This is a genomic window from Amycolatopsis sp. cmx-8-4 (assembly GCF_046548675.1).
Classification (GTDB): Bacteria; Actinomycetota; Actinomycetes; order Mycobacteriales; family Pseudonocardiaceae; genus Amycolatopsis.
In genome coordinates this window covers 456,033-473,002 of the sequence record NZ_JAEBDZ010000007.1, presented here as the reverse complement: position 1 = coordinate 473,002, position 16,970 = coordinate 456,033, and the positions used below count along the sequence as shown (strand labels likewise).

Genomic DNA, 16,970 nt, shown 5'->3' with positions numbered 1-16,970 from the left:
CGCCTCGGCCACCATCGCCGCCGCAGCGGCCTGCTCCGGCGACTGCTCCCGCGCCGGCTTGGACTCACGCTTACGTGGACTCACAAGGTCCGATGTCATCACTCACAGTGCCCATCCCGCCGGACCTTGGCCCGGCGTGTCGGACCGGAAACACCGATCTTGGAACAGTCCCGGAACGGCCAAAACGGTGCCCGCAGCGGCCAACACACGGACGGGAGCGGCCAACTCAGTGACCGCGGTGGCCAACACGGCGCCGGGAGCGGCCGACAAGGTGACCGGGGTGGCCAACATGGCGGCGGAGCGGCCAATACGGCCACCGGGAGCGGCTAACACGGTGCCCGGAGCGGCCAACGCGGTGATCGGGGTGGCCGACATGGTGACCGGAGTGGCCAACATGGTGACCGGAGTGGCCAACGCGGTGACCGGAGTGGCTAACACGGCGCCCGGAGTGGCCAACACAGTGACCGGAGGGGCCAACATGGCGACCGGGAGGGTCGACACGGTGACGGGAGCGCTAGTTGTCCTCGGCCGCCGGAGTTGTGCAGCGGCGCCACTGGACCTGGTCGCCCGTGCGGTCCGCGTGCCAGATTTCGGTGGCCGTGCCCGATTCCCACGTCGGCAGCAGGCGGCCTGTCACCACCTGGCCGCGGGCCACCCGGCCGAACAGCTCGACGCCGTCCGCTCGGCGGGCCGCCGGGATCCACGCGGGGAAGCGGGTCCGGGGCAGCTTCCGTTCGATCCACTCGCGGGCGGAGCCTTCGCTGCCGTGGTCGGACTCGACGATGCTCGACACCGGGCCGTCGGCGCCGACGGCCAAGCCGATCGACGCGCGCCAGCGCACGGTGGGGGCGGTACTCCGCCGGTCGGGTCCGGATCCGTCTGACATTCCACCCAGACTCCCGGAAGAGCGGGTACGGGGGCCACTACACTTTCGGATGGATCGGCGTTCACTCACGGTGCCCCCTGGCGGGTCCGGGCCCTCGGTCCCCCAAGATCTTCCCCGGCCGAGTGATGTTTAACCACGTCCCGCACCGGGGAACCTTTTGATCGACCACTCCGCGCGCCGTCGAGCGGCGCGCGAGCAATCGTGCCCGGCCTCCGGCAGGCGCCGTCCACAGTGGACGCGAAAGCCGGACCGCGGCTCAGTACCCGGTCACGAACCGTCCGCCTCGGTTACCCGAAGCGGACGATACGGCTACCGTGACGGAGTGAGGAGGTGGTCGTCGTGCCCTTCCAGCGTGACGTGGTGGTGATCGGCGCCTCCGCGGGCGGCGTCGAGGCCCTCCGAACCCTGGTCCAAGCCCTGCCGGCGGACTTCCCCGCGGCGATCCTGGCCGTCATGCACCTGTCGCCCGGCGCGTCGAGCGCCCTGCCCCAGATCCTGAGCCGCGCCGGCGCCCTGTCCGCCGTGCCCGCGCGGCACGGCGGGCCGCTGAGCAAGGGCGTCATCCACGTCGCCCCGCCCGACCGGCACCTGCTCATCGCCGACGGCGCCCTGATGCTCAGCCGCGGCCCGACCGAGAACGGCCACCGGCCCGCCATCAACGCCACGCTCCGGTCCGCGGCGGTCGCCGCCGGCGCCGCGGCGATCGGCGTCGTGCTCTCCGGCGCGCTCGACGACGGCTCCGTCGGTCTCGCCTCGGTGGTGGAGCGCGGCGGCCTGGCGATGGTCCAGGATCCGGAGGAGGCGCTCTACCCGGGCATGCCCGAGAACGCGCTGGCGCGGACGCCGACCGAGCACGTCTACCCGGCCGGAGTGCTCGGCAAGGTGCTGGACAAGCTGGTGCGGACCCCGGTGGACGCGGTCGCGGTGGACCCGCCGTCGCCGGCGCTGCTGCTGGAGGACCGGATCGCGCGCGACGGCGTCCGGCTGGACGCGGTCGTCCCCGGCGAAGGGACCCCGGCCTCGGGCTACAGCTGCCCGGACTGCCAGGGCACGTTGCTCGAGATCAGCCAGCCGCACGGGCAGTACCGCTGCCGCATCGGGCACGCGTGGTCGGCCGAAGCCCTGCTCAGCGCCCACGACGCCGAGTTCGAGCGGGCGTTGTGGACGGCGTTGCGCTCCCTCGACGAAAAGGCCGCGCTGGCCCGGCGCATGCAGCGCGACACCAGCCACCGCGGCCTCGCCGGCCTGACCGGCCGCTACGACACCACCGTGCACGAATGCACGACAGCCGCCGAAACCCTCCGGAGGTTCCTCATCGCCCGTCACCCGGAGACCGGGTCCACGCCGTGACCACCGACCGCGCGGCCGTGACTCTGGTGCCGGACGCCCGCGCGGGGTCGACCGTCGTGACGGTGACCGGGGTGCTCAGCCTCGACACCTATCCCGACCTGCGCGACGGCCTGCTCAAGATCGCCACGGACGCCCCCGACAGCGTGGTCGCCGATATCCAGGGCCTCCGCATCGACGACGGCACGCTGGCGAGCGTCTTCTCCGTCGTGGCCATGCGGATCAGCGACTGGCCCGGCATCCCCTTCGCGCTCGTCTCGGCGCGGCCGGAGCACCTGGCCCTGCTGGCCGACCGGTCGATCGACCGGTTCGTCGCGGTCCACGCCGACCTCGCCACGGCCGAGCGGGAACGGGACAACCCGGCGCGCCGCCGCGCGGTGCAGCTGCTCGCGCCCTCGACCGGCGCGTCGGCGCTGGCCCGGCACTTCGTCGCCCGCGTCTGCGCGGAGTGGGGCGTGCCGGCGCACGAAGAGGACGCGCAGCTCATCGCGACCGAGTTCGTCGAGAACACGATCCGGCACACGATCTCCGCGCCGCGGCTGCGCCTGGAACTGCGGCGCGGCATCTTCACCGTCTCGGTCGGCGACGACGATCCGCGTCCGGCCGTGCGCCACGAGCGGCTCGGTCCCGGGGACGCCGGTCTCGGGCTGCAGCTGGTGGCGCAGGTCGCCCGGGTGTGGGGCTGCAGCCGGTCCTGGTCGGGCGGCAAGGTGGTCTGGGCGGTGCTGACCAGGCGCGGCCGCCCCGGAAACCGGGCCGGGTAACGTACCCCCGGTGACGGATCCCGGGCCGGAAGCCGACCGCGAGTTCGAGTCGGTGCTCAGCTACCTGAAGGAGTCCCGCGGGTTCGACTTCACCGGCTACAAGCGCACCAGCCTGATGCGGCGCGTCCAGCGGCGGATGAGCCAGGTCGGGGCCGCGAACTTCGCCGACTACATCGACCAGCTGCAGGTGAACGCGGACGAGTTCGTCGCGCTGTTCAACACGATCCTCATCAACGTCACCGGGTTCTTCCGTGACCCGGACGCCTGGGACTACCTGCGCGAGCAGGTGATCCCCGCGCTGCTGGCCGAACGCAGCCCGGAAGAGCCGATCCGCGTCTGGAGCGCGGGCTGCGCGGCCGGTCAGGAGGCCTACAGCCTCGCGATCGCGTTCGCCGAGGCGATCGGCGTCGACGCCTTCCGCCAGCGGGTCAAGATCTACGCGACCGACGTCGACGAAGAGGCGCTCGCCCAGGCGCGGCAGGCGACCTACACCCCGGCCGAGCTCGAAGGGGTGCCCGAGGACAAGGTCGAGGAGTACTTCGAGCAGTACGGCAGCCGGTACAGCTTCCGCAAGGATCTGCGCCGCTCGGTCATCTTCGGCCGCAACGACCTCGTGCAGGACGCCCCGATCTCGCGGATCGACCTGCTGGTGTGCCGCAACACCTTGATGTACTTCAACGCGGACACCCAGACGAAGATCCTCGAGCGGTTCCACTTCGCGCTCGCCCCGCGCGGCATGATGTTCCTGGGCAAGGCCGAGATGCTGCTCAGCCACGGCCGCATCTTCGAGCCGCTCGACCTCAAGCGGCGGGTGTTCCGCAAGGTGGCCAACTCACCCGTCGGCTACAACCGCTTCGTCACCTACGGCTACCCGGCGCGGCGCCCGGCCGACGTCTCGGGCCTGGACCAGCTGCGTGAACACGCTTTCTCGGCCAGCCCCGTCGCCCAGATCGTGGTGACCGGCGACGAGGTCACGGCGCTGATCAACCAGCAGGCGGAGCTGGCGTTCGGACTGTCCGAACGCGACATCGGCCGCAAGCTGTGGGACCTCGACGTCTCCTACCGCCCGGTCGCCCTGCGCCCGTACGTCGAGCAGGCCCGGCTCGAGCGCCGGTCGCTGCGCATCAAGGACGTCGAATGGCGCCGCGCCGGCGACGTGGTGTGGTACGAGGTGCACGTCAACCCGTTGCTGGGCAAGGAGAAGAGCCTGCTCGGGGTGTCCGTGGTGTTCCACGACGTCAGCTGGGCGCGGTTGCTGCTCACCGAGCTCGAGCACGCGAACCGGCAGCTCGAGACGGCCTACGAAGAGCTCCAGTCGACCAACGAAGAGCTGGAGACCACGAACGAAGAGCTTCAGTCCACAGTGGAGGAGCTGGAGACGACCAACGAGGAGCTCCAGTCCACCAACGAAGAGCTCGAAACCATGAACGAGGAACTGCACTCCACCAACGACGAGCTGCAGACGATCAACGACGCCCTGCGTGACCGCGGCGTCGAGCTCGACGACCTGAACGACTTCCTGGAGTCGGTGCTGACCTCGGTCCAGGCCGGGATCGTCGTGATCGACACCGAGATGCGGATCAAGGCCTGGAACCGCGGCGCCGAGGAGCTCTGGGGCGTCCGCCGGGAAGAAGCCGAAGGCACCCACCTGCTCAACCTCGACATCGGCCTGCCGCTCGCCGAGCTGCGCCCCGTGGTCCGCGACGCGCTGGCCGACGCCGAGTCGCAGGCCGAGCTGACCCTGGACGCGATCAACCGCCGCGGCCGCGGGGTCGTCGTCCGGCTGATGTGCAGCGCCCTGCGCGGGGCCGACGGGCGCAGCCACGGCGCGTTGCTGATGATGGAGGAAACCCGCCCGGGCTCCGGCGGCTCCGCCTAGTCTGTGGCCATGAACGAGTCGCGACGCGCCGGTACCCCGGCGGAGCTGGCCCGCACGCTGCTGGCCACGGCCCGCAGCGCGGCGACCGCGGCGTTGCGGGCGGGGCTCGAAGGCATCGAGGAGCGGCACGGGCAGCACGTCGCCGACGAGGTCGCCGGGCTGATCGACGTCGCCGAGGTGTACGGCGGGCTCGCCGACCACGACGTCCGGCCCCGCGGCCGGGCCGACCGGGACGACCGGGACGACGACGGGCCCTGGGAGTTCAAGCCGGTGTCCGCGGTGTGAGCGGTGCCGGTCACTTCCGCCAGTCGTAGCTGAGGACCGGCGGGTCGTCGGACCCCTTCGTGACGGTCAGGTGCTCTTCGGGGTGCGCGGTGGCGTAGCGCGTCATCTCGTCGTACATCCGGTCGCGCATCCCGACGTCGTGCACCTCGATCGTGGCGCGCTGGCCCAGCTGGTCGGGGTGCACGTCCGGGTCGGTGCGGATCGCCAGGTTCCAGAAGTGCCGTTTGTCGGTGCCGTCGGCGCCCTGGCCGTCGTTGGTGAAGTAGACCTCGCCGCTTTCCTTGTCGTAGATCTGCTGGGTCACCTTGATCTGGTCGTCGCCCTGCGCGGCGGAGAAGTAGCCGGAGTCGTCCCCGGCGTCGCTGGTGTAGAACCCGACTTCGCCGCCGAACGCGCTGCCGAAGCCGTAGCCGCCCTTCCACAGTTCCAGGCGGTACTGCTTCCCGGTTTCGGGATCGGTGAACTCCATGTTGTCGCCCTGGGCGCTGGTGCGGTCGAGGTCCGCGCCGATGAGCTGTTCCATCTTGTCGTAGAGGTCGTGCCAGCCCAGGTAGCTCTGCACGGAATGCTCGCCGGTGGTGTAGAAGTCGCCGTCCTCGACGTACTCGAAGCCGAAGTAGTCGTAGATCTTCCGCGCGACCGCGGGGTCCTGCATGATCGTGTCCCAGTCGCCCCTCAGCAGGGCGAGGTCGAGCTTCGGGTTCTTCGCCACCAGCGCGGCGAGGCCGGGGATCTCGCGGAGGATGATCGCGGCGATCTCGGCCGGGTTCCGCTTCTCCGAGCCCGCGAGCTCCCACACCCGGCCCGTTTTGTTACGGATCTTCAGGCCTTCGACGAGCAGCACCGCGTCGTAGGTGGTCACCACCCGCTGCATATCGGCCAGCAAGACGAGGGCCCGCCCCTTGATGATCTTGTCCTCCGCCCAGGCGAGCACGACGGTGCCCGTGCCGCTGCCGAGGCCGTGCCACACGTTGTCGAGCTTCGTCTGCAACGCGTCGGCGTCCGCGCGTTTGCTCCGCGCTTCCAGCTGCGCCTTCGCCAGCGCGTCGCGGACCACCTCGAACGACTTCGCCGACTCCTCAAGATCCTCGGCCTGTTCGTCGCGGTTCTTCTTGAAGTCCTCGAGCGAGGAGAGCGCCGCCTCGCCGGCCCCGCCGTGCCAGCCCTGGCTCAGCTCCACGCGGACGCTCTCGACCAGGGCCTTGGCGTCCTTGACCGCTTCCTTGGTGGTCCGGCAGGCGCGGGCCCGGTTGTCCAGCTCGGTCGTGCTGCCCTTCTCGACCTGGTCGGCGAGCCCGCGGATCCGGTCGAACACCGACGTCATCGGTCGATCCGTTCGAAGCCGCTGTCGAGGGCCTTCAGGAAGGCGTCGCGTGCGTCGGCGTCGGTGCTGTCGTAGCTCTTCGCGGCGCTCTTGATGCTTTCGACGAGGCTCTCGACCTGCTGCTGCGCGGCCTGCAGGTCTTCCTGCCGGGTCAGCAGCCAGACGTCGTAGTCACTCGCGTAGTCGGCGGCCCGTTCCGTGCCGCCGACGTTCGGCGACCCGCCGGCCGCGAGCGACGGCGGCTTCCCCGCGCCGAGCTTGGCCGCCGCCTTGCTGATGTCCGCGACATCGACCTCGAACCCCACCGAACATCCTCCCGCGTGACGTTTCGCGCGGGAAACGTAACACCCACGCCGCGGTCAGACGTCCGGTTCGGGCATGTGGTTCCTAATTGTCCCGGCGCAGGTCCAGCCGCTCGGGGTGCGGCCGGAAGCCAGCCGACGCGTAGGTGGCGACCGCGGCGGCGTTGGCGCTCGAGGTGCAGACGATCGCGCTCGACGAGCCCAGCTCCCGGAGCGCGGCCGCCGCGGCGACGGTGATCGCCCGGCCGTGGCCGTGACCCCGGTGGTCGCGGTGCACGCCCATCGGCTCGAGCAGCCCCGGTCGGCCCGGACCCGCCGACCACACCGTCACGATCGCCACCGCGTTGTCTTCGCCGTCGTACCCGATCAGGCTCCGGGCGTCGGCGTACGGCGACCCGGCCGCCATCGTGTGCCAGCGGTCCTCGGTGGCGCTCGACCGGTCGAACGACGCCCGCAGGACCGCGGTCCACACCGCCGCCTCCGCCGGCCCGGCCACCTCGATCCGCAGGCCCGGGTCCGGCACCGGCTCCGTGAGATCGCGGTGCAGCGGCGTCCAGGGCTCGTCGGTCCGCCAGCCGTCCCCGGCCAGCACGTCCCGGAGCAGCACGCCGTCCGGTGCCTCGACCGACACCGGCCCCGCGGGCAGGACGCCGCGCTCCGGGGTGGACACGTCTTCGGCCAGCTGCCGCGCCAGCTCGTCGTCGTGCCGCGCGTCCGGCGCGATCGTCAGCCGCACGAGCCCGGGGCCGTCGAGCAGCCCGACGGCGACGATCCGGCCGTCGCGGGTCCAGGTCCGGACCGCCGCGGCCGTCTCCGCCGCACCGAACCGGTAGTTCCAGCCGAGGTCTCCCGGGTGCAGCTGCAGCGGCGCGTCATCGCTCTGCCACTGCCGCAGCACGGCGACGGCCTCGGTCAGGCCTTCGGTTCCGGGGGTGCTCACGACGATCGCCATACCCGTGATCACACACCAGCGCGCGGCGGCCCGCACCCGGTTTTCGGGTCGGTCCTAGAGCGTCACCGACATGAGGTCGACGACGTCCCCGGCGCGTTGCCGCTTCGCGAAGGCTTCCCGCTGCCGATCGGCGCCGCCTTCGCCGGCGATCAGGCGCGCCGTCCCTTCCCAGGCGAACTCGCGGTCGCCCGCGGCTTCGAGCGCGGGACTCGTCAGCGCGATCAGGTCGTCGAGCACCGCCGAGGCGGGCACGAGGTCGCCGGTGCGCGGGTGCGGGCAGCGGCCGGTGACGCCGTCGCGCGAGGCCCGCCAGAGCTGGCCGCGCAGCACCTCGTTGGGCAGGTCCGGCGGGGGAGTGCTGTCGTCCAGCGCGGTGGCGACCAGGCCGCGCGCCAGCACGGCCAGCAGCACCGCCTCCTCCGGCGTCGCGGCGACGTCGGCGATGCGGAACTCCAGCGTCGGCTGGTTTTCCGAGAGCCGGACGTCCCAGTAGACCATCCCGCGGTCGAGGATCGAGCCCGCGCGCAGCCACGCGTCGACGACGCTCTCGTACTCGTCGAGCGAGGCGAACTTCGGCGGCGGGCCGGCCGAGGGCCAGCGGCTCCACTGCTGGTAGCGCCAGCTGTGGTAACCGGTGTCGTAGCCGTCGGTGATCGGCGAGTTGGCGGTCAGGGTGAGCAGCGCCGGCAGCCACGGCCGCACCCGGTTCAGCACCTGGATCCCGGTTTCCTTGTCCGGGATCGCGACGTGCACGTGGCAGCCGCAGGTGAGCGCGGTCCGCGCGGTGGCGCCGAAGTGCTCGGCCATCTGCTCGTAGCGCGGGGTGGGCGTGATGATCGGTGCTTCCACTTCGGACAGTGGCGCGCAGCCGCTGGGCAGCACCCGCAGGCCGCGCTTGGCCGCCGCGCCGGCGAGATCGGCCCGCAGCCCGCGCAGCTGGCTCAGGGCACCGGAATGGGTGCGGCAGATGTCGGTGGCGGCCTCGGCCTGGGTCCGGGTGAGCTCGTGCTGCAGCTCGCCCTGGTCGCCGCCGGCCGCTTCCGCCGCGTCGACGACGTCGTCGCCGGCGTGCGAAAGCATTCCTCGGCGGTCGACGACGAAGAACTCCTCTTCGACGCCGAAGGTCAGTACCTGGTCTGTCACCGGGGTTCTCCTGGGGTTGGGGAACCTGCGGGATACCCGGACGCGGTATGCCGCAAACCGGGTGACGGCCCGACTACGCTTGTGTGACCGCGCGCACTCGGGGTATTCCGGTGACATGGAGTGGCACGAAGAGCTTCACGAGCAGGCGGACGAACGGGTCGAGCGTCTGGACGAACGGTTGTGGCGGGTGGCGACCGCCCTGCACGCGCGGCCCGAACCGTCCTTCGAGGAGCATGCCGCGGCCGAGCTGCTGACCGGCGAACTGGCCGCGGACGGCTTCGAGGTCGAGACCGGCACCGCCGGGATGCCCACGGCGTTCGTCGCGCGCGCCGGCACCGGCCGGCCGTGCGTGGCGCTGCTGCTGGAGTACGACGCGGTGCCCGGCCTCGGGCACGCCTCCGGGCACAACCTGGTCGCCGCGGCCGGGCTCGGGGCCGCGCTGGCCGCCAAGGACGTGCTCGGCGACAGCCGCGGCTCGCTGCTCGCGGTCGGCGCGCCGGCCGAGGAGAGCGGCGGGGGCAAGCAGGCGCTCGCCGAGGCGGGGATCTTCGACGACGTCGACGCCGTCCTGATGGTCCACCCCGGAGTGCACTCCTGGTCGTGGGCGCCGCTGACCGCGCGGGTCGAGCTGAAGCTGACCTTCCACGGCCGCGCCGCGCACCCGACCGCCGACCCCGAACACGGCGTCGACGCGCTGGCCGCGCTGATCCAGGCGTTCGGCGCGCTGGCGGCCTTGCGTCAGCGGCTGCCCGCGTGCTCGCACGTCCAGGGCATCATCACCGACGGCGGCGAAGCGACCACCGTCGTGCCCGACCGCGCCGAAGGCCGCTTCGGCCTCCGCGCGCTCACCGCGGCGGCCCTCGACCAGCTGGTCGAGGACGTCTCGACGTGCGCGCAGGGCGCGGCTCTGGCGACCGGGGCGAAGGTGGACGTCGAACGCCTCGGCCGCGGCTACTCCCACTTCCGCGACAACCCGGTGCTGTCCGAGCGGTTCACCGAGCACCTCGCCGCGTGCGGCATCCACGCCGGGCCGCCCGAGCCGGGGGTGTACCTCGGGTCGTCGGACATCGGCGACGTCAGCCTCCGCGTCCCGGCGATCCACCCGTTCGTGGCGATCGCGGCCGCGGAGTACCCGGACCACACCCGCGAGTTCGCGGAAGCGGCGGCGAGCCCCCGCGGCCGTTCGGCGATGCTGGCGTCGGCGGCCGCGCTGGCCCGCACGGCGATCGACCTGCGGACGCACCCGTCGCTCGTCAGCCGGGCGTGGGACTACTTCCGGGCCCAGGAGAACGGGTTCTGAAAGCCGTGAAGGACTCCTTCCCGGCTCTTATGTCCGGGAAGGAGTCCTTCACGGACCTACGCCACCGAGGTGTAGTGCGAAGCGTCGCCTTCGAGGGACTCGCTCGGCGCGCCGTCGATGCCCGCCGGGATGTCGCCCGCCACGGTGACGCGGTTGAGGCGGCGGGGGAGGCCGTCGTAGTTGTCGATCGCGTAGTGCTGGGTGATCCGGTTGTCGAACAGCACCAGCTGGTTCGGCTCCCACGCCACGCGCACGATGTTCTCCGGCCGCGTGACGTAGGACTGCAGCAGCCGCAGCAGGTCCCGGGACTCGCCGACCGACAGGCCCGCGATCCGCTGCGCGAACCCGCCGATGAACAGGCCGCGCTCGCCGGTCGCCGGGTGCACCCGCACCACCGGGTGCAGGGTCCGGTACTTGCGTGAGACGAACTGCGCGCGCCGGGCCTGCTCCTTCTCGTCGAGCGTCTCCGGCGGCCGGACGTAGTCGTAGTCGTTGGTGTGCTCCGCGCGCAGCGTGTCCGCGAACGCCCGCAGCGGTTCCGGCAGGTCGCGGTAGGCCGCGCCGGCGTTCGCGATCAGCGTCTCCCCGCCGTAGGGCGGCACCACGAGACTGCGCAGGGTGCTGGCCTTCGGCGGGTTGAGCACGAAGGTGACGTCGGTGTGCCAGTGGTTGGCGCGGCCCTGCTCGCTGTCCACCGGCAGGATCGTCGGGGCGCCGTCGACCGCGGGCACGGTCGGGTGGGCCTTGGTCAGCTCGCCGAAACGGGCGGCGAAGCGCTGCTGGCCCTCGTCGTCGAGTTCGACGTTGCGGAACACCAGCGCCTTGTGCTCGTGCAGAGCGTCGGTCAGGAAGGCGATCTGGCTGGCGTCGAGGTCGCCGGCAGCGGGGTCGAAGCCGATGATCTCGGCGCCGATCCTCCCGGTGAGCTTGCGGACGTCGGTGCCGATCGTGGTCATGCGGGCTCCTTCACTCGGTTGCGGTTGACGGGACGCGCGAGGCCGTAGTGCTCGCGCAGGGTGGATCCGGTGTAAGCGGTGCGGAACAGCCCGCGCCGCTGCAGTTCCGGGACGACGAGGTCGACGAAGTCGTCGAGCCCGCCGGGCAGGGTCGGCGGCATGATGTTGAAGCCGTCGGCCGCGCCGCCGGTGAACCAGGCCTCCAGCTCGTCGGCGACCTGGACGGGCGTCCCGGCGAAGACGCGGTGCCCGCGCCCGCCGGCCAGCCGTTCGAGGAGCTGCCGGATGGTCAGGTCCTCGCGCCGGGCCAGGCCGACGACCAGCTCGAACCGGCTCTGGCCGCCTTCGGTGAAGCTGCCGACCTCCGGCAGTGGGCCGTCGAGCGGGTAGCCGGTGAGGTCGTGGTCGAGCATCTTCGACAGCTGCCGCAGCCCGTACTCCGGCGTGATCAGCGCGTTCAGCTCGGCTTCGCGCCGGCGCGCCTCGGCTTCGGTGCGCCCGAGGATCGGCGAGATGCCCGGCAGGATCTTGATCTCGTCCGGCGTCCGGCCGTACTTGGCCAGCCGGCCCTTGACGTCGTCGTAGAAGGCCTTGCCCTCGGCGAACGTCTGTTGCGCGGTGAACACGGCCTCGGCGTGCCGCGCCGCGTACTCCTTGCCGGTCTCGGACGACCCGGCCTGCACGAGCAGCGGGTGGCCTTGAGGTGGCCGTTCGATGTTCAGCGGGCCGCGGACCTGGAAGTGCGGGCCGTCGTGCGCGATCGGCCGGATCCGGTCGGTGTCGGCGTAGACGCCGGTCTCCCGGTCGACCAGCGCGGCGTCGTCTTCCCAGCTGTCCCAGAGCTTCTTGACGACCTGGATGAACTCGTCCGCACGCTCGTAGCGGGAGGAGTGCGACGGGCGCTTGGCCAGGTTGAAGTTGCGGGCCTCGTCGATACCCGCCGACGTCACGATGTTCCAGCCCGCGCGGCCGCCGGAGAGGTGGTCGAGCGAGGCGAACTTCCGGGCCAGGTGGTAAGGCTCGTTGTAGGTGGTCGACGCCGTCGCGATCAGTCCGATGTGGACTGTGGACGCGGCGAGCGCCGACAGCAGCGTGAGCGGCTCGAAGTGGCTGTGCGAGTTGTGCTTCACGTTGCCCCACAACGCGACGCCGTCGGCGAGGAACAGCGAGTCGAGCTTGCCGCGCTCGGCCGTCCGGGCGATGTCGACGTAGTGCTGCAGCGTCCGGGCCCGGCGCGGGTCGGTCGTGGGGTGCCGCCAGGCGGCTTCGTGGTGGCCGTTGGGCATCACGAACGCGTTGAGGTGCATCATGGCTTCTCCTTGGGACGCCAGGTCGAGAACCGCCGTTCGAGGACGACGAAACCCTGGTTCACGAGCACTCCGAGCACCGAGACCGCGATGATCCCGGCGTACATCTGGGGAATCTGGAAGTTCACCTGGCTGGTGTTGATCAGGTAGCCGAGCCCGGCCTTCGCGCCGACCATCTCCGCGGCCACCAGCACCAGGATCGAGTACGACGCCGCCATCCGGATGCCGGTGAACACCGTCGGCACCGCCGAGGGCAGGATCACCTTCCGGAACAGCCGCGGGCTGGACAGCCCCAGCGACCGGGCCGCCTTGACCAGCAACGGGTCCACGGTGTTGACACCGGCGATCGTGTTGAGCAGCACCGGCCACACGCAGGCGTAGACCACCAGCGTGACCTTCGACAGCTCGCCGATGCCGAGCAGCAGCGTGAACACCGGCAGCAGCGCGAGCGCGGCGGTGTTGCGGGCCAGCTCCAGCAACGGCTGCAGGAACCGCGCCACCGGCCGGTACCAGCCGATCAGCAGCCCGAGCGGGACCGCCACGGCGACGGCGATCGCGAACCCGGCGGCGGACCGGCCGATGCTGGCCACCAGGTGGTCGGCGAGCTGGCCGTCGAGGGTCAGCTCCCACAGCGCCTGCAGGTCTTCCGACAGTGGCGGCAGGAACGTCCGGGTGCTCTCGTCGAGGACGAACCGGGGGAGCAGCTCCCAGAGCGCCACGAACAGGACCACGGCCGCCGAACCGTGCACCGCCCGGGTCAGTCTCTTCGTGAACCGCCGCGGCCGGGCCGCTGCGGCCGGCGGTCCGGTGTGGACAGTGGGTGCGTCGAGGGTGGTCGTCATCCGACGGCACTCCGTTCGGTCTCGGCGGCCTTGCGGACCTCGTCGTGCAGCAGCTCCCACAGCCGGTGGCGCTGCCGCCCGAACTCGGGCGACGACCGGACGTCACCGCCGCGATCCCCGAGGTCGACGTCGACGACGGCCTTGAGCCGCCCGGGCCGGGACGTCAGCACCGCGACCCGCTGGCCGAGGTAGACGGCCTCGTCGATGCCGTGGGTGATGAACACGATCGTCTTGCCGGTGCGGCGCCAGATCCGCAGCAGCTCGTCCTGCAGCTGCTCGCGCGTCTGGGCGTCGAGGGCGGCGAACGGCTCGTCCATCAGCAGCACCGCCGGGTCGTAGGCGAGGCTGCGCGCGATCGCGACGCGCTGCTTCATCCCGCCGGACAGCTCGTGCGGATAGCGGTCCTCAAAGCCGGAAAGCCCGACCAGGGCGAGGTATTCGCGCGCCCGCTCGGCCCGCTGCCGTTTGCCGAGCGAGCCGCCTTCGAGGCCGAACTCGACGTTGGCACGAGCGGTGCGCCACGGGAACAGCGCGTACTGCTGGAAGACGACACCGCGGTCGAGGCCGGGCCCGCGCACCGGCTCGCCGTCGATGCGGATCTCGCCGGACGTCGGGGTGGTGAGCCCGCCGAGCAGGTCGAGCAGCGTCGACTTGCCGGAGCCGCTCGGCCCGACCAGGGACAGGAACGTGCCGTCGGCGATGTCGAGGGAGACGTCGTCGAGCGCGGTCAGCGCGTCGAACGTCTTGGTCACCGCGCGGATCGCGATCACTTGGACACCGCCGGGGCGCCGTCGCGGTAGGGGTTGAACTCGTTGGTGTAGAGCTTTCCGGTGTCCAGAGCGTCGCCCTTGATGAGGCCCTGCTGCTTCAGCCACGGCGACCAGAGCGTGTAGTCCTGGTCGGAGATCAGGCCGCCGCGGGTGACGCCGACGCTCTTCCAGTACTGCAACGTGTTCATGTTCTCGTTGCGGCCGCGCCCCTGGATGATCTTGGTGAACCGGGCGATCACCTGGTCCCGTGGTGTGGTCCGTTCCCACTCGATCGCGCGCGCCACGGCGGAGACGAAGACCTTCGTGGTCTCCGGGTACTTCTTGATGAAGTCGGTGCGCAGCACGTACGGGCCGCCGTTGTAGGCCCCGAACGCCTGGACGTCGCTGAACAGCGGCCGCACCCCGCCGGCCGCGACGGCGTGGTCCTGCAGGATGCCCTGCAGCGCGGCGACGTCGAGCTGGCCGTTGCGCAGCGCCTGCTCGGCGTTGACCGGCGGGATGACGACCAGCTGCACCTGCTTGACGTCGTCGTCGGACAGGCCTTGGCGCTGCAGCCAGAGGTCGAGGACGGCTTCGAGGTTGGCGCCCGCGGTGTTGACGCCGACCTTCTTGCCGATCAGGTCGCGGGCGGTCCGGATCGGACTGTCGGCCTTGGCGTAGAAGCCGAGGAAGGACTTTTCGTCGGAGCCGTAGTAGTTGACGACCGCCTTGACCGGCGCCCCGGCCTCGACGAGCTTGACGACCGCGCCGGTGAAGGCGCCGCCGAAGTCGGTCTGGTCGGTGGCCGCGGACTGGATGTCCTGCGGGCCGCTGATCGTGTTGCCGACCCACTTGAGCTTGACCGGGCCGAGGTAGCCCAGGTCCTCGGCGAGTTCGGGCAGGGTCACGGAGTTCGCGCTGCCCTGGTAGCGGAGTTCGAGCTTTTCGGGTTGCCCGGGCGCGCCGGTGGCCGTCGCCGACGCGCACCCGGACAGCAGCGCCGCGACCAGGCCGGCGGCGAGGAGGGCGGGCAGAGTTTTCTTCACGGTGGGCTCTTTCGGCTCGGGAGTCGGCACGACGCGACCACCGGCCGATGCGGCCGGCGGGTTCGCCGGTGGGGATGCCACCATTGTTCGCAGCCGTCGCGAGCACGGTCAACTTTGCGAGTTTCTGAATTAACTACCGCGGTTCACAACGGGAACGGCCAACACAACGCCCGGAGCGGCCAACACGCGGTGGTCGTCGGCGTGTTGGCCGTTCCCGTCGCTGTGTTGGCCGCTCCGGTTGCTGTGTTGGCCACTCCAGGTGGTCAGGAGGCGTGCGAAAGGTGCGTGAGGAGCGGACCTAGCGGGTCGTCGTAGAGGATGTCGAGCAGCACCGCGCCGCCGGCCATCGCCAGTTCCGTGCCCGGGAAGCTCGTTGCCACAACGGTTTCCTCGGGATCGGCGCAGGTCCGCGAGCGCGCGCGGACCTCGTCCCGGATGGCGGGAAGGCAGCCGGGTACCTGGGCTACACTCCGGTCGACCAGCACGAGCACGGCCGGGTTCAGCACGTCGAGCAGCAGGGCCACGGCTTGGCCGATCAGCCGCGCGCGGTCCTGGAACAACCGCACCGCCGCGGTTTCCCCGGCCGTCGCGAGCGCGAGCAGTTCCGGAAAGGAAACGCCGGCGTTGCGCGCCAGCGTCGCTTCCGAAACGGTCGCCTCCAAACAGCCCGTGCGCCCGCAGCGGCACGGTTCGCTGCTGTCGTCGACCGGCAGGTGCGCGACCGCGCCCGCCGCCGAACGCGGGCCGTGGTGCACCACGGCGCCGGTGGCGAACGCCGCGTCGACGACGTTGCCGGTGAACAGCTGCACCACGCTGTCCCGCGCCCGCGGGTGCCCGAAGAGCTGTTCGGCGTGCACCAGGGAGCGCGCGTGGCCGTCGATCGCCACGGTGAGCCCGGTCGACGCCGTCAGCAGGTCGCGCACCGGGACGTCGCGCCAGCCGAGCAGCGGGTGGTCGACGACGGTGCCCGAGTCGCGGTCGACCCAGCCGCCGGTGGCGAACCCCAGGCCGAGCGGTTCGCGGTCCGGCGCGTGGCCGAGCAGCAGGTCGTCGAGGATCTCCGCGGCCCGCGCGAGCAGGTCCTCCGCGGGCAGGCCGTCGTGCGGTTCTTCGTGCTGTACCAGCACATTCCCGCGGACGTCGAGCAGTGCGACGGTCGCGTGGTGCACGGCCAGGTGCAGCGCGCCGACGACGTGGCGCCCGGTGTCGAGCCCGACCGGCACGTGCGGCCGGCCGACGGACCGGCGCGGTTCGGCCTCGGGCAGCTCGCGCAGCAGCCCGAGCCGGGTGAGGTCGGCCGTGTGCCCGGTGACGGCGGCCGCGGACAGTCCCGTCCGCCGCGCGATGGTGCTGCGCGCGATCGGCCCGTCGTCGAGGACCGCCCGCAGGACCGCGCTCGCGCTGGCACTGCGCCGGGCGCCGCGCGCGTCCGTCCTCTGTGGACCGTCGGCCCCCGCCGTCATGGCCTGATCGTGGCAGACGTCGCGGCGCGCGCCCAGCGTGCCCAGGATGCAGGACTTGACGCATACCCATATGGGCATATGATGGCCGCGTGGCACGAGCAGCGACGACGGCGGACACCTTCAACGCGGTCGCCGAACCCCGGCGGCGGCAGATCCTCGACGAGCTCATGGCCGGCGAACGGTCGGTCGGCGACCTCGTCGGCGCGCTCGGCCTGGCGCAGCCGCAGGTGTCCAAACACCTGCGGGTGCTGCGCGAGGTGGGGGCGGTGGAGGTGCGCGACGAAGGCCGCCAGCGCGTCTACCGGGTCAACGGCGCCGCGCTCAAACCCATCCACGACTGGGTCAAGCGCTACGAACGGACGTGGTCGCAGCGCTTCGAGCTGCTGGACGACGTCCTGGAAGAACTCAAGGAACAGGAGAAGTGA

17 protein-coding genes are annotated in these 16,970 nt (G+C 71.5%); 6 read left to right on the top strand and 11 right to left on the bottom strand.

Annotated features, from left to right (window positions below; all coding sequences use genetic code 11):
- Nucleotides 1–514: 514 nt before the first annotated feature.
- The gene (locus ACLJQZ_RS18345; protein ID WP_410621186.1) at nucleotides 515–841 is read right to left on the bottom strand and encodes a hypothetical protein; all 327 of its coding nucleotides are present in this window, start codon (nucleotides 839–841) and stop codon (nucleotides 515–517) included.
- Between the two features lie 384 nt (nucleotides 842–1,225).
- Between ACLJQZ_RS18345 and ACLJQZ_RS18340 the strand changes: the two genes are divergently transcribed.
- The 4 genes from ACLJQZ_RS18340 to ACLJQZ_RS18325 are packed head-to-tail and all read left to right on the top strand — an operon-like array spanning nucleotide 1,226 to nucleotide 5,161.
- The gene (locus tag ACLJQZ_RS18340) at nucleotides 1,226–2,236 is read left to right on the top strand and encodes a chemotaxis protein CheB (RefSeq protein ID WP_410621185.1); all 1,011 of its coding nucleotides are present in this window, start codon (nucleotides 1,226–1,228) and stop codon (nucleotides 2,234–2,236) included.
- The gene (locus tag ACLJQZ_RS18335; RefSeq protein WP_410621184.1) at nucleotides 2,233–2,997 is read left to right on the top strand and encodes an ATP-binding protein; all 765 of its coding nucleotides are present in this window, start codon (nucleotides 2,233–2,235) and stop codon (nucleotides 2,995–2,997) included. The genes ACLJQZ_RS18340 and ACLJQZ_RS18335 overlap by 4 nt, the downstream gene beginning before the upstream one ends.
- 10 nt (nucleotides 2,998–3,007) lie before the next feature.
- A complete protein-coding gene (locus ACLJQZ_RS18330; protein WP_410621183.1) occupies nucleotides 3,008–4,876 on the top strand; it encodes a CheR family methyltransferase in 1,869 nt (622 codons plus the stop codon).
- A gap of 9 nt (nucleotides 4,877–4,885) precedes the next feature.
- Entirely contained in the window at nucleotides 4,886–5,161 is a 276-nt protein-coding gene (locus ACLJQZ_RS18325) for a hypothetical protein (protein WP_410621182.1), read from the top strand.
- A gap of 10 nt (nucleotides 5,162–5,171) precedes the next feature.
- On the opposite strand, the gene ACLJQZ_RS18320 is transcribed toward ACLJQZ_RS18325, so the two are convergent.
- The 4 genes from ACLJQZ_RS18320 to ACLJQZ_RS18305 form a co-directional block, all read right to left on the bottom strand.
- The gene (locus ACLJQZ_RS18320; RefSeq protein WP_410621181.1) at nucleotides 5,172–6,485 is read right to left on the bottom strand and encodes a DUF4474 domain-containing protein; all 1,314 of its coding nucleotides are present in this window, start codon (nucleotides 6,483–6,485) and stop codon (nucleotides 5,172–5,174) included.
- Nucleotides 6,482–6,790, bottom strand: coding sequence for a hypothetical protein (locus tag ACLJQZ_RS18315; RefSeq protein ID WP_410621180.1), 309 nt, complete (start codon nucleotides 6,788–6,790; stop codon nucleotides 6,482–6,484). Before ACLJQZ_RS18315 ends, ACLJQZ_RS18320 begins: the two co-directional genes overlap by 4 nt.
- Before the next feature lie 82 nt (nucleotides 6,791–6,872).
- Entirely contained in the window at nucleotides 6,873–7,739 is an 867-nt protein-coding gene (locus ACLJQZ_RS18310; protein ID WP_410621179.1) for a GNAT family N-acetyltransferase, read from the bottom strand.
- Nucleotides 7,740–7,793: 54 nt separating this feature from the next.
- Nucleotides 7,794–8,882, bottom strand: coding sequence for a glutamate--cysteine ligase (locus ACLJQZ_RS18305; RefSeq protein WP_410621178.1), 1,089 nt, complete (start codon nucleotides 8,880–8,882; stop codon nucleotides 7,794–7,796).
- Between the two features lie 115 nt (nucleotides 8,883–8,997).
- Here ACLJQZ_RS18305 and ACLJQZ_RS18300 point away from each other — a divergent pair, with 115 nt between their 5' ends.
- Nucleotides 8,998–10,182, top strand: a complete 1,185-nt coding sequence (locus ACLJQZ_RS18300; protein ID WP_410621177.1) for a M20 family metallopeptidase — start codon at nucleotides 8,998–9,000, stop codon at nucleotides 10,180–10,182.
- A gap of 56 nt (nucleotides 10,183–10,238) precedes the next feature.
- On the opposite strand, the gene ACLJQZ_RS18295 is transcribed toward ACLJQZ_RS18300, so the two are convergent.
- The 6 genes from ACLJQZ_RS18295 to ACLJQZ_RS18270 all read right to left on the bottom strand — a co-directional run bounded on the left by ACLJQZ_RS18295 (nucleotide 10,239) and on the right by ACLJQZ_RS18270 (nucleotide 16,545).
- Entirely contained in the window at nucleotides 10,239–11,138 is a 900-nt protein-coding gene (locus ACLJQZ_RS18295; protein ID WP_410621176.1) for a TauD/TfdA dioxygenase family protein, read from the bottom strand.
- Nucleotides 11,135–12,448 carry an LLM class flavin-dependent oxidoreductase gene (locus tag ACLJQZ_RS18290; RefSeq protein WP_410621175.1) on the bottom strand — a complete coding sequence of 438 codons (1,314 nt, stop codon included), beginning with the start codon at nucleotides 12,446–12,448 and terminating at the stop codon, nucleotides 11,135–11,137. The genes ACLJQZ_RS18295 and ACLJQZ_RS18290 overlap by 4 nt, the downstream gene beginning before the upstream one ends.
- Complete coding sequence (locus ACLJQZ_RS18285; RefSeq protein WP_410621174.1) at nucleotides 12,445–13,287, bottom strand: ABC transporter permease; 843 nt, start codon at nucleotides 13,285–13,287, stop codon at nucleotides 12,445–12,447. The genes ACLJQZ_RS18290 and ACLJQZ_RS18285 overlap by 4 nt, the downstream gene beginning before the upstream one ends.
- The gene (locus ACLJQZ_RS18280; protein ID WP_410621173.1) at nucleotides 13,284–14,057 is read right to left on the bottom strand and encodes an ABC transporter ATP-binding protein; all 774 of its coding nucleotides are present in this window, start codon (nucleotides 14,055–14,057) and stop codon (nucleotides 13,284–13,286) included. The genes ACLJQZ_RS18285 and ACLJQZ_RS18280 overlap by 4 nt, the downstream gene beginning before the upstream one ends.
- On the bottom strand, nucleotides 14,054–15,082 hold the full coding sequence (locus ACLJQZ_RS18275; RefSeq protein ID WP_410621172.1) for an ABC transporter substrate-binding protein: 1,029 nt from the start codon (nucleotides 15,080–15,082) through the stop codon (nucleotides 14,054–14,056). Before ACLJQZ_RS18275 ends, ACLJQZ_RS18280 begins: the two co-directional genes overlap by 4 nt.
- Nucleotides 15,083–15,345: 263 nt before the next feature.
- Nucleotides 15,346–16,545 (bottom strand): ROK family transcriptional regulator, encoded by a 1,200-nt coding sequence (locus ACLJQZ_RS18270; protein WP_410621199.1) that lies wholly within the window; start codon nucleotides 16,543–16,545, stop codon nucleotides 15,346–15,348.
- 89 nt (nucleotides 16,546–16,634) lie between these two features.
- Between ACLJQZ_RS18270 and ACLJQZ_RS18265 the strand changes: the two genes are divergently transcribed.
- Nucleotides 16,635–16,970, top strand: a complete 336-nt coding sequence (locus ACLJQZ_RS18265) for an ArsR/SmtB family transcription factor (RefSeq protein WP_410621171.1) — start codon at nucleotides 16,635–16,637, stop codon at nucleotides 16,968–16,970.

Excerpts from the sequence above, each read along its gene's own strand:
- ACLJQZ_RS18325 (WP_410621182.1), top strand. The coding sequence starts at position 4,886 with ATGAACGAGTCGCGACGCGCCGGTACCCCGGCGGAGCTGGCCCGCACG.
- ACLJQZ_RS18320 (WP_410621181.1), bottom strand. The coding sequence starts at position 6,485 with ATGACGTCGGTGTTCGACCGGATCCGCGGGCTCGCCGACCAGGTCGAG.
- ACLJQZ_RS18310 (WP_410621179.1), bottom strand. The coding sequence starts at position 7,739 with ATGGCGATCGTCGTGAGCACCCCCGGAACCGAAGGCCTGACCGAGGCC.
- ACLJQZ_RS18300 (WP_410621177.1), top strand. The coding sequence starts at position 8,998 with ATGGAGTGGCACGAAGAGCTTCACGAGCAGGCGGACGAACGGGTCGAG.
- ACLJQZ_RS18295 (WP_410621176.1), bottom strand. The coding sequence starts at position 11,138 with ATGACCACGATCGGCACCGACGTCCGCAAGCTCACCGGGAGGATCGGC.
- ACLJQZ_RS18290 (WP_410621175.1), bottom strand. The coding sequence starts at position 12,448 with ATGATGCACCTCAACGCGTTCGTGATGCCCAACGGCCACCACGAAGCC.
- ACLJQZ_RS18285 (WP_410621174.1), bottom strand. The coding sequence starts at position 13,287 with ATGACGACCACCCTCGACGCACCCACTGTCCACACCGGACCGCCGGCC.
- ACLJQZ_RS18270 (WP_410621199.1), bottom strand. The coding sequence starts at position 16,545 with ATGACGGCGGGGGCCGACGGTCCACAGAGGACGGACGCGCGCGGCGCC.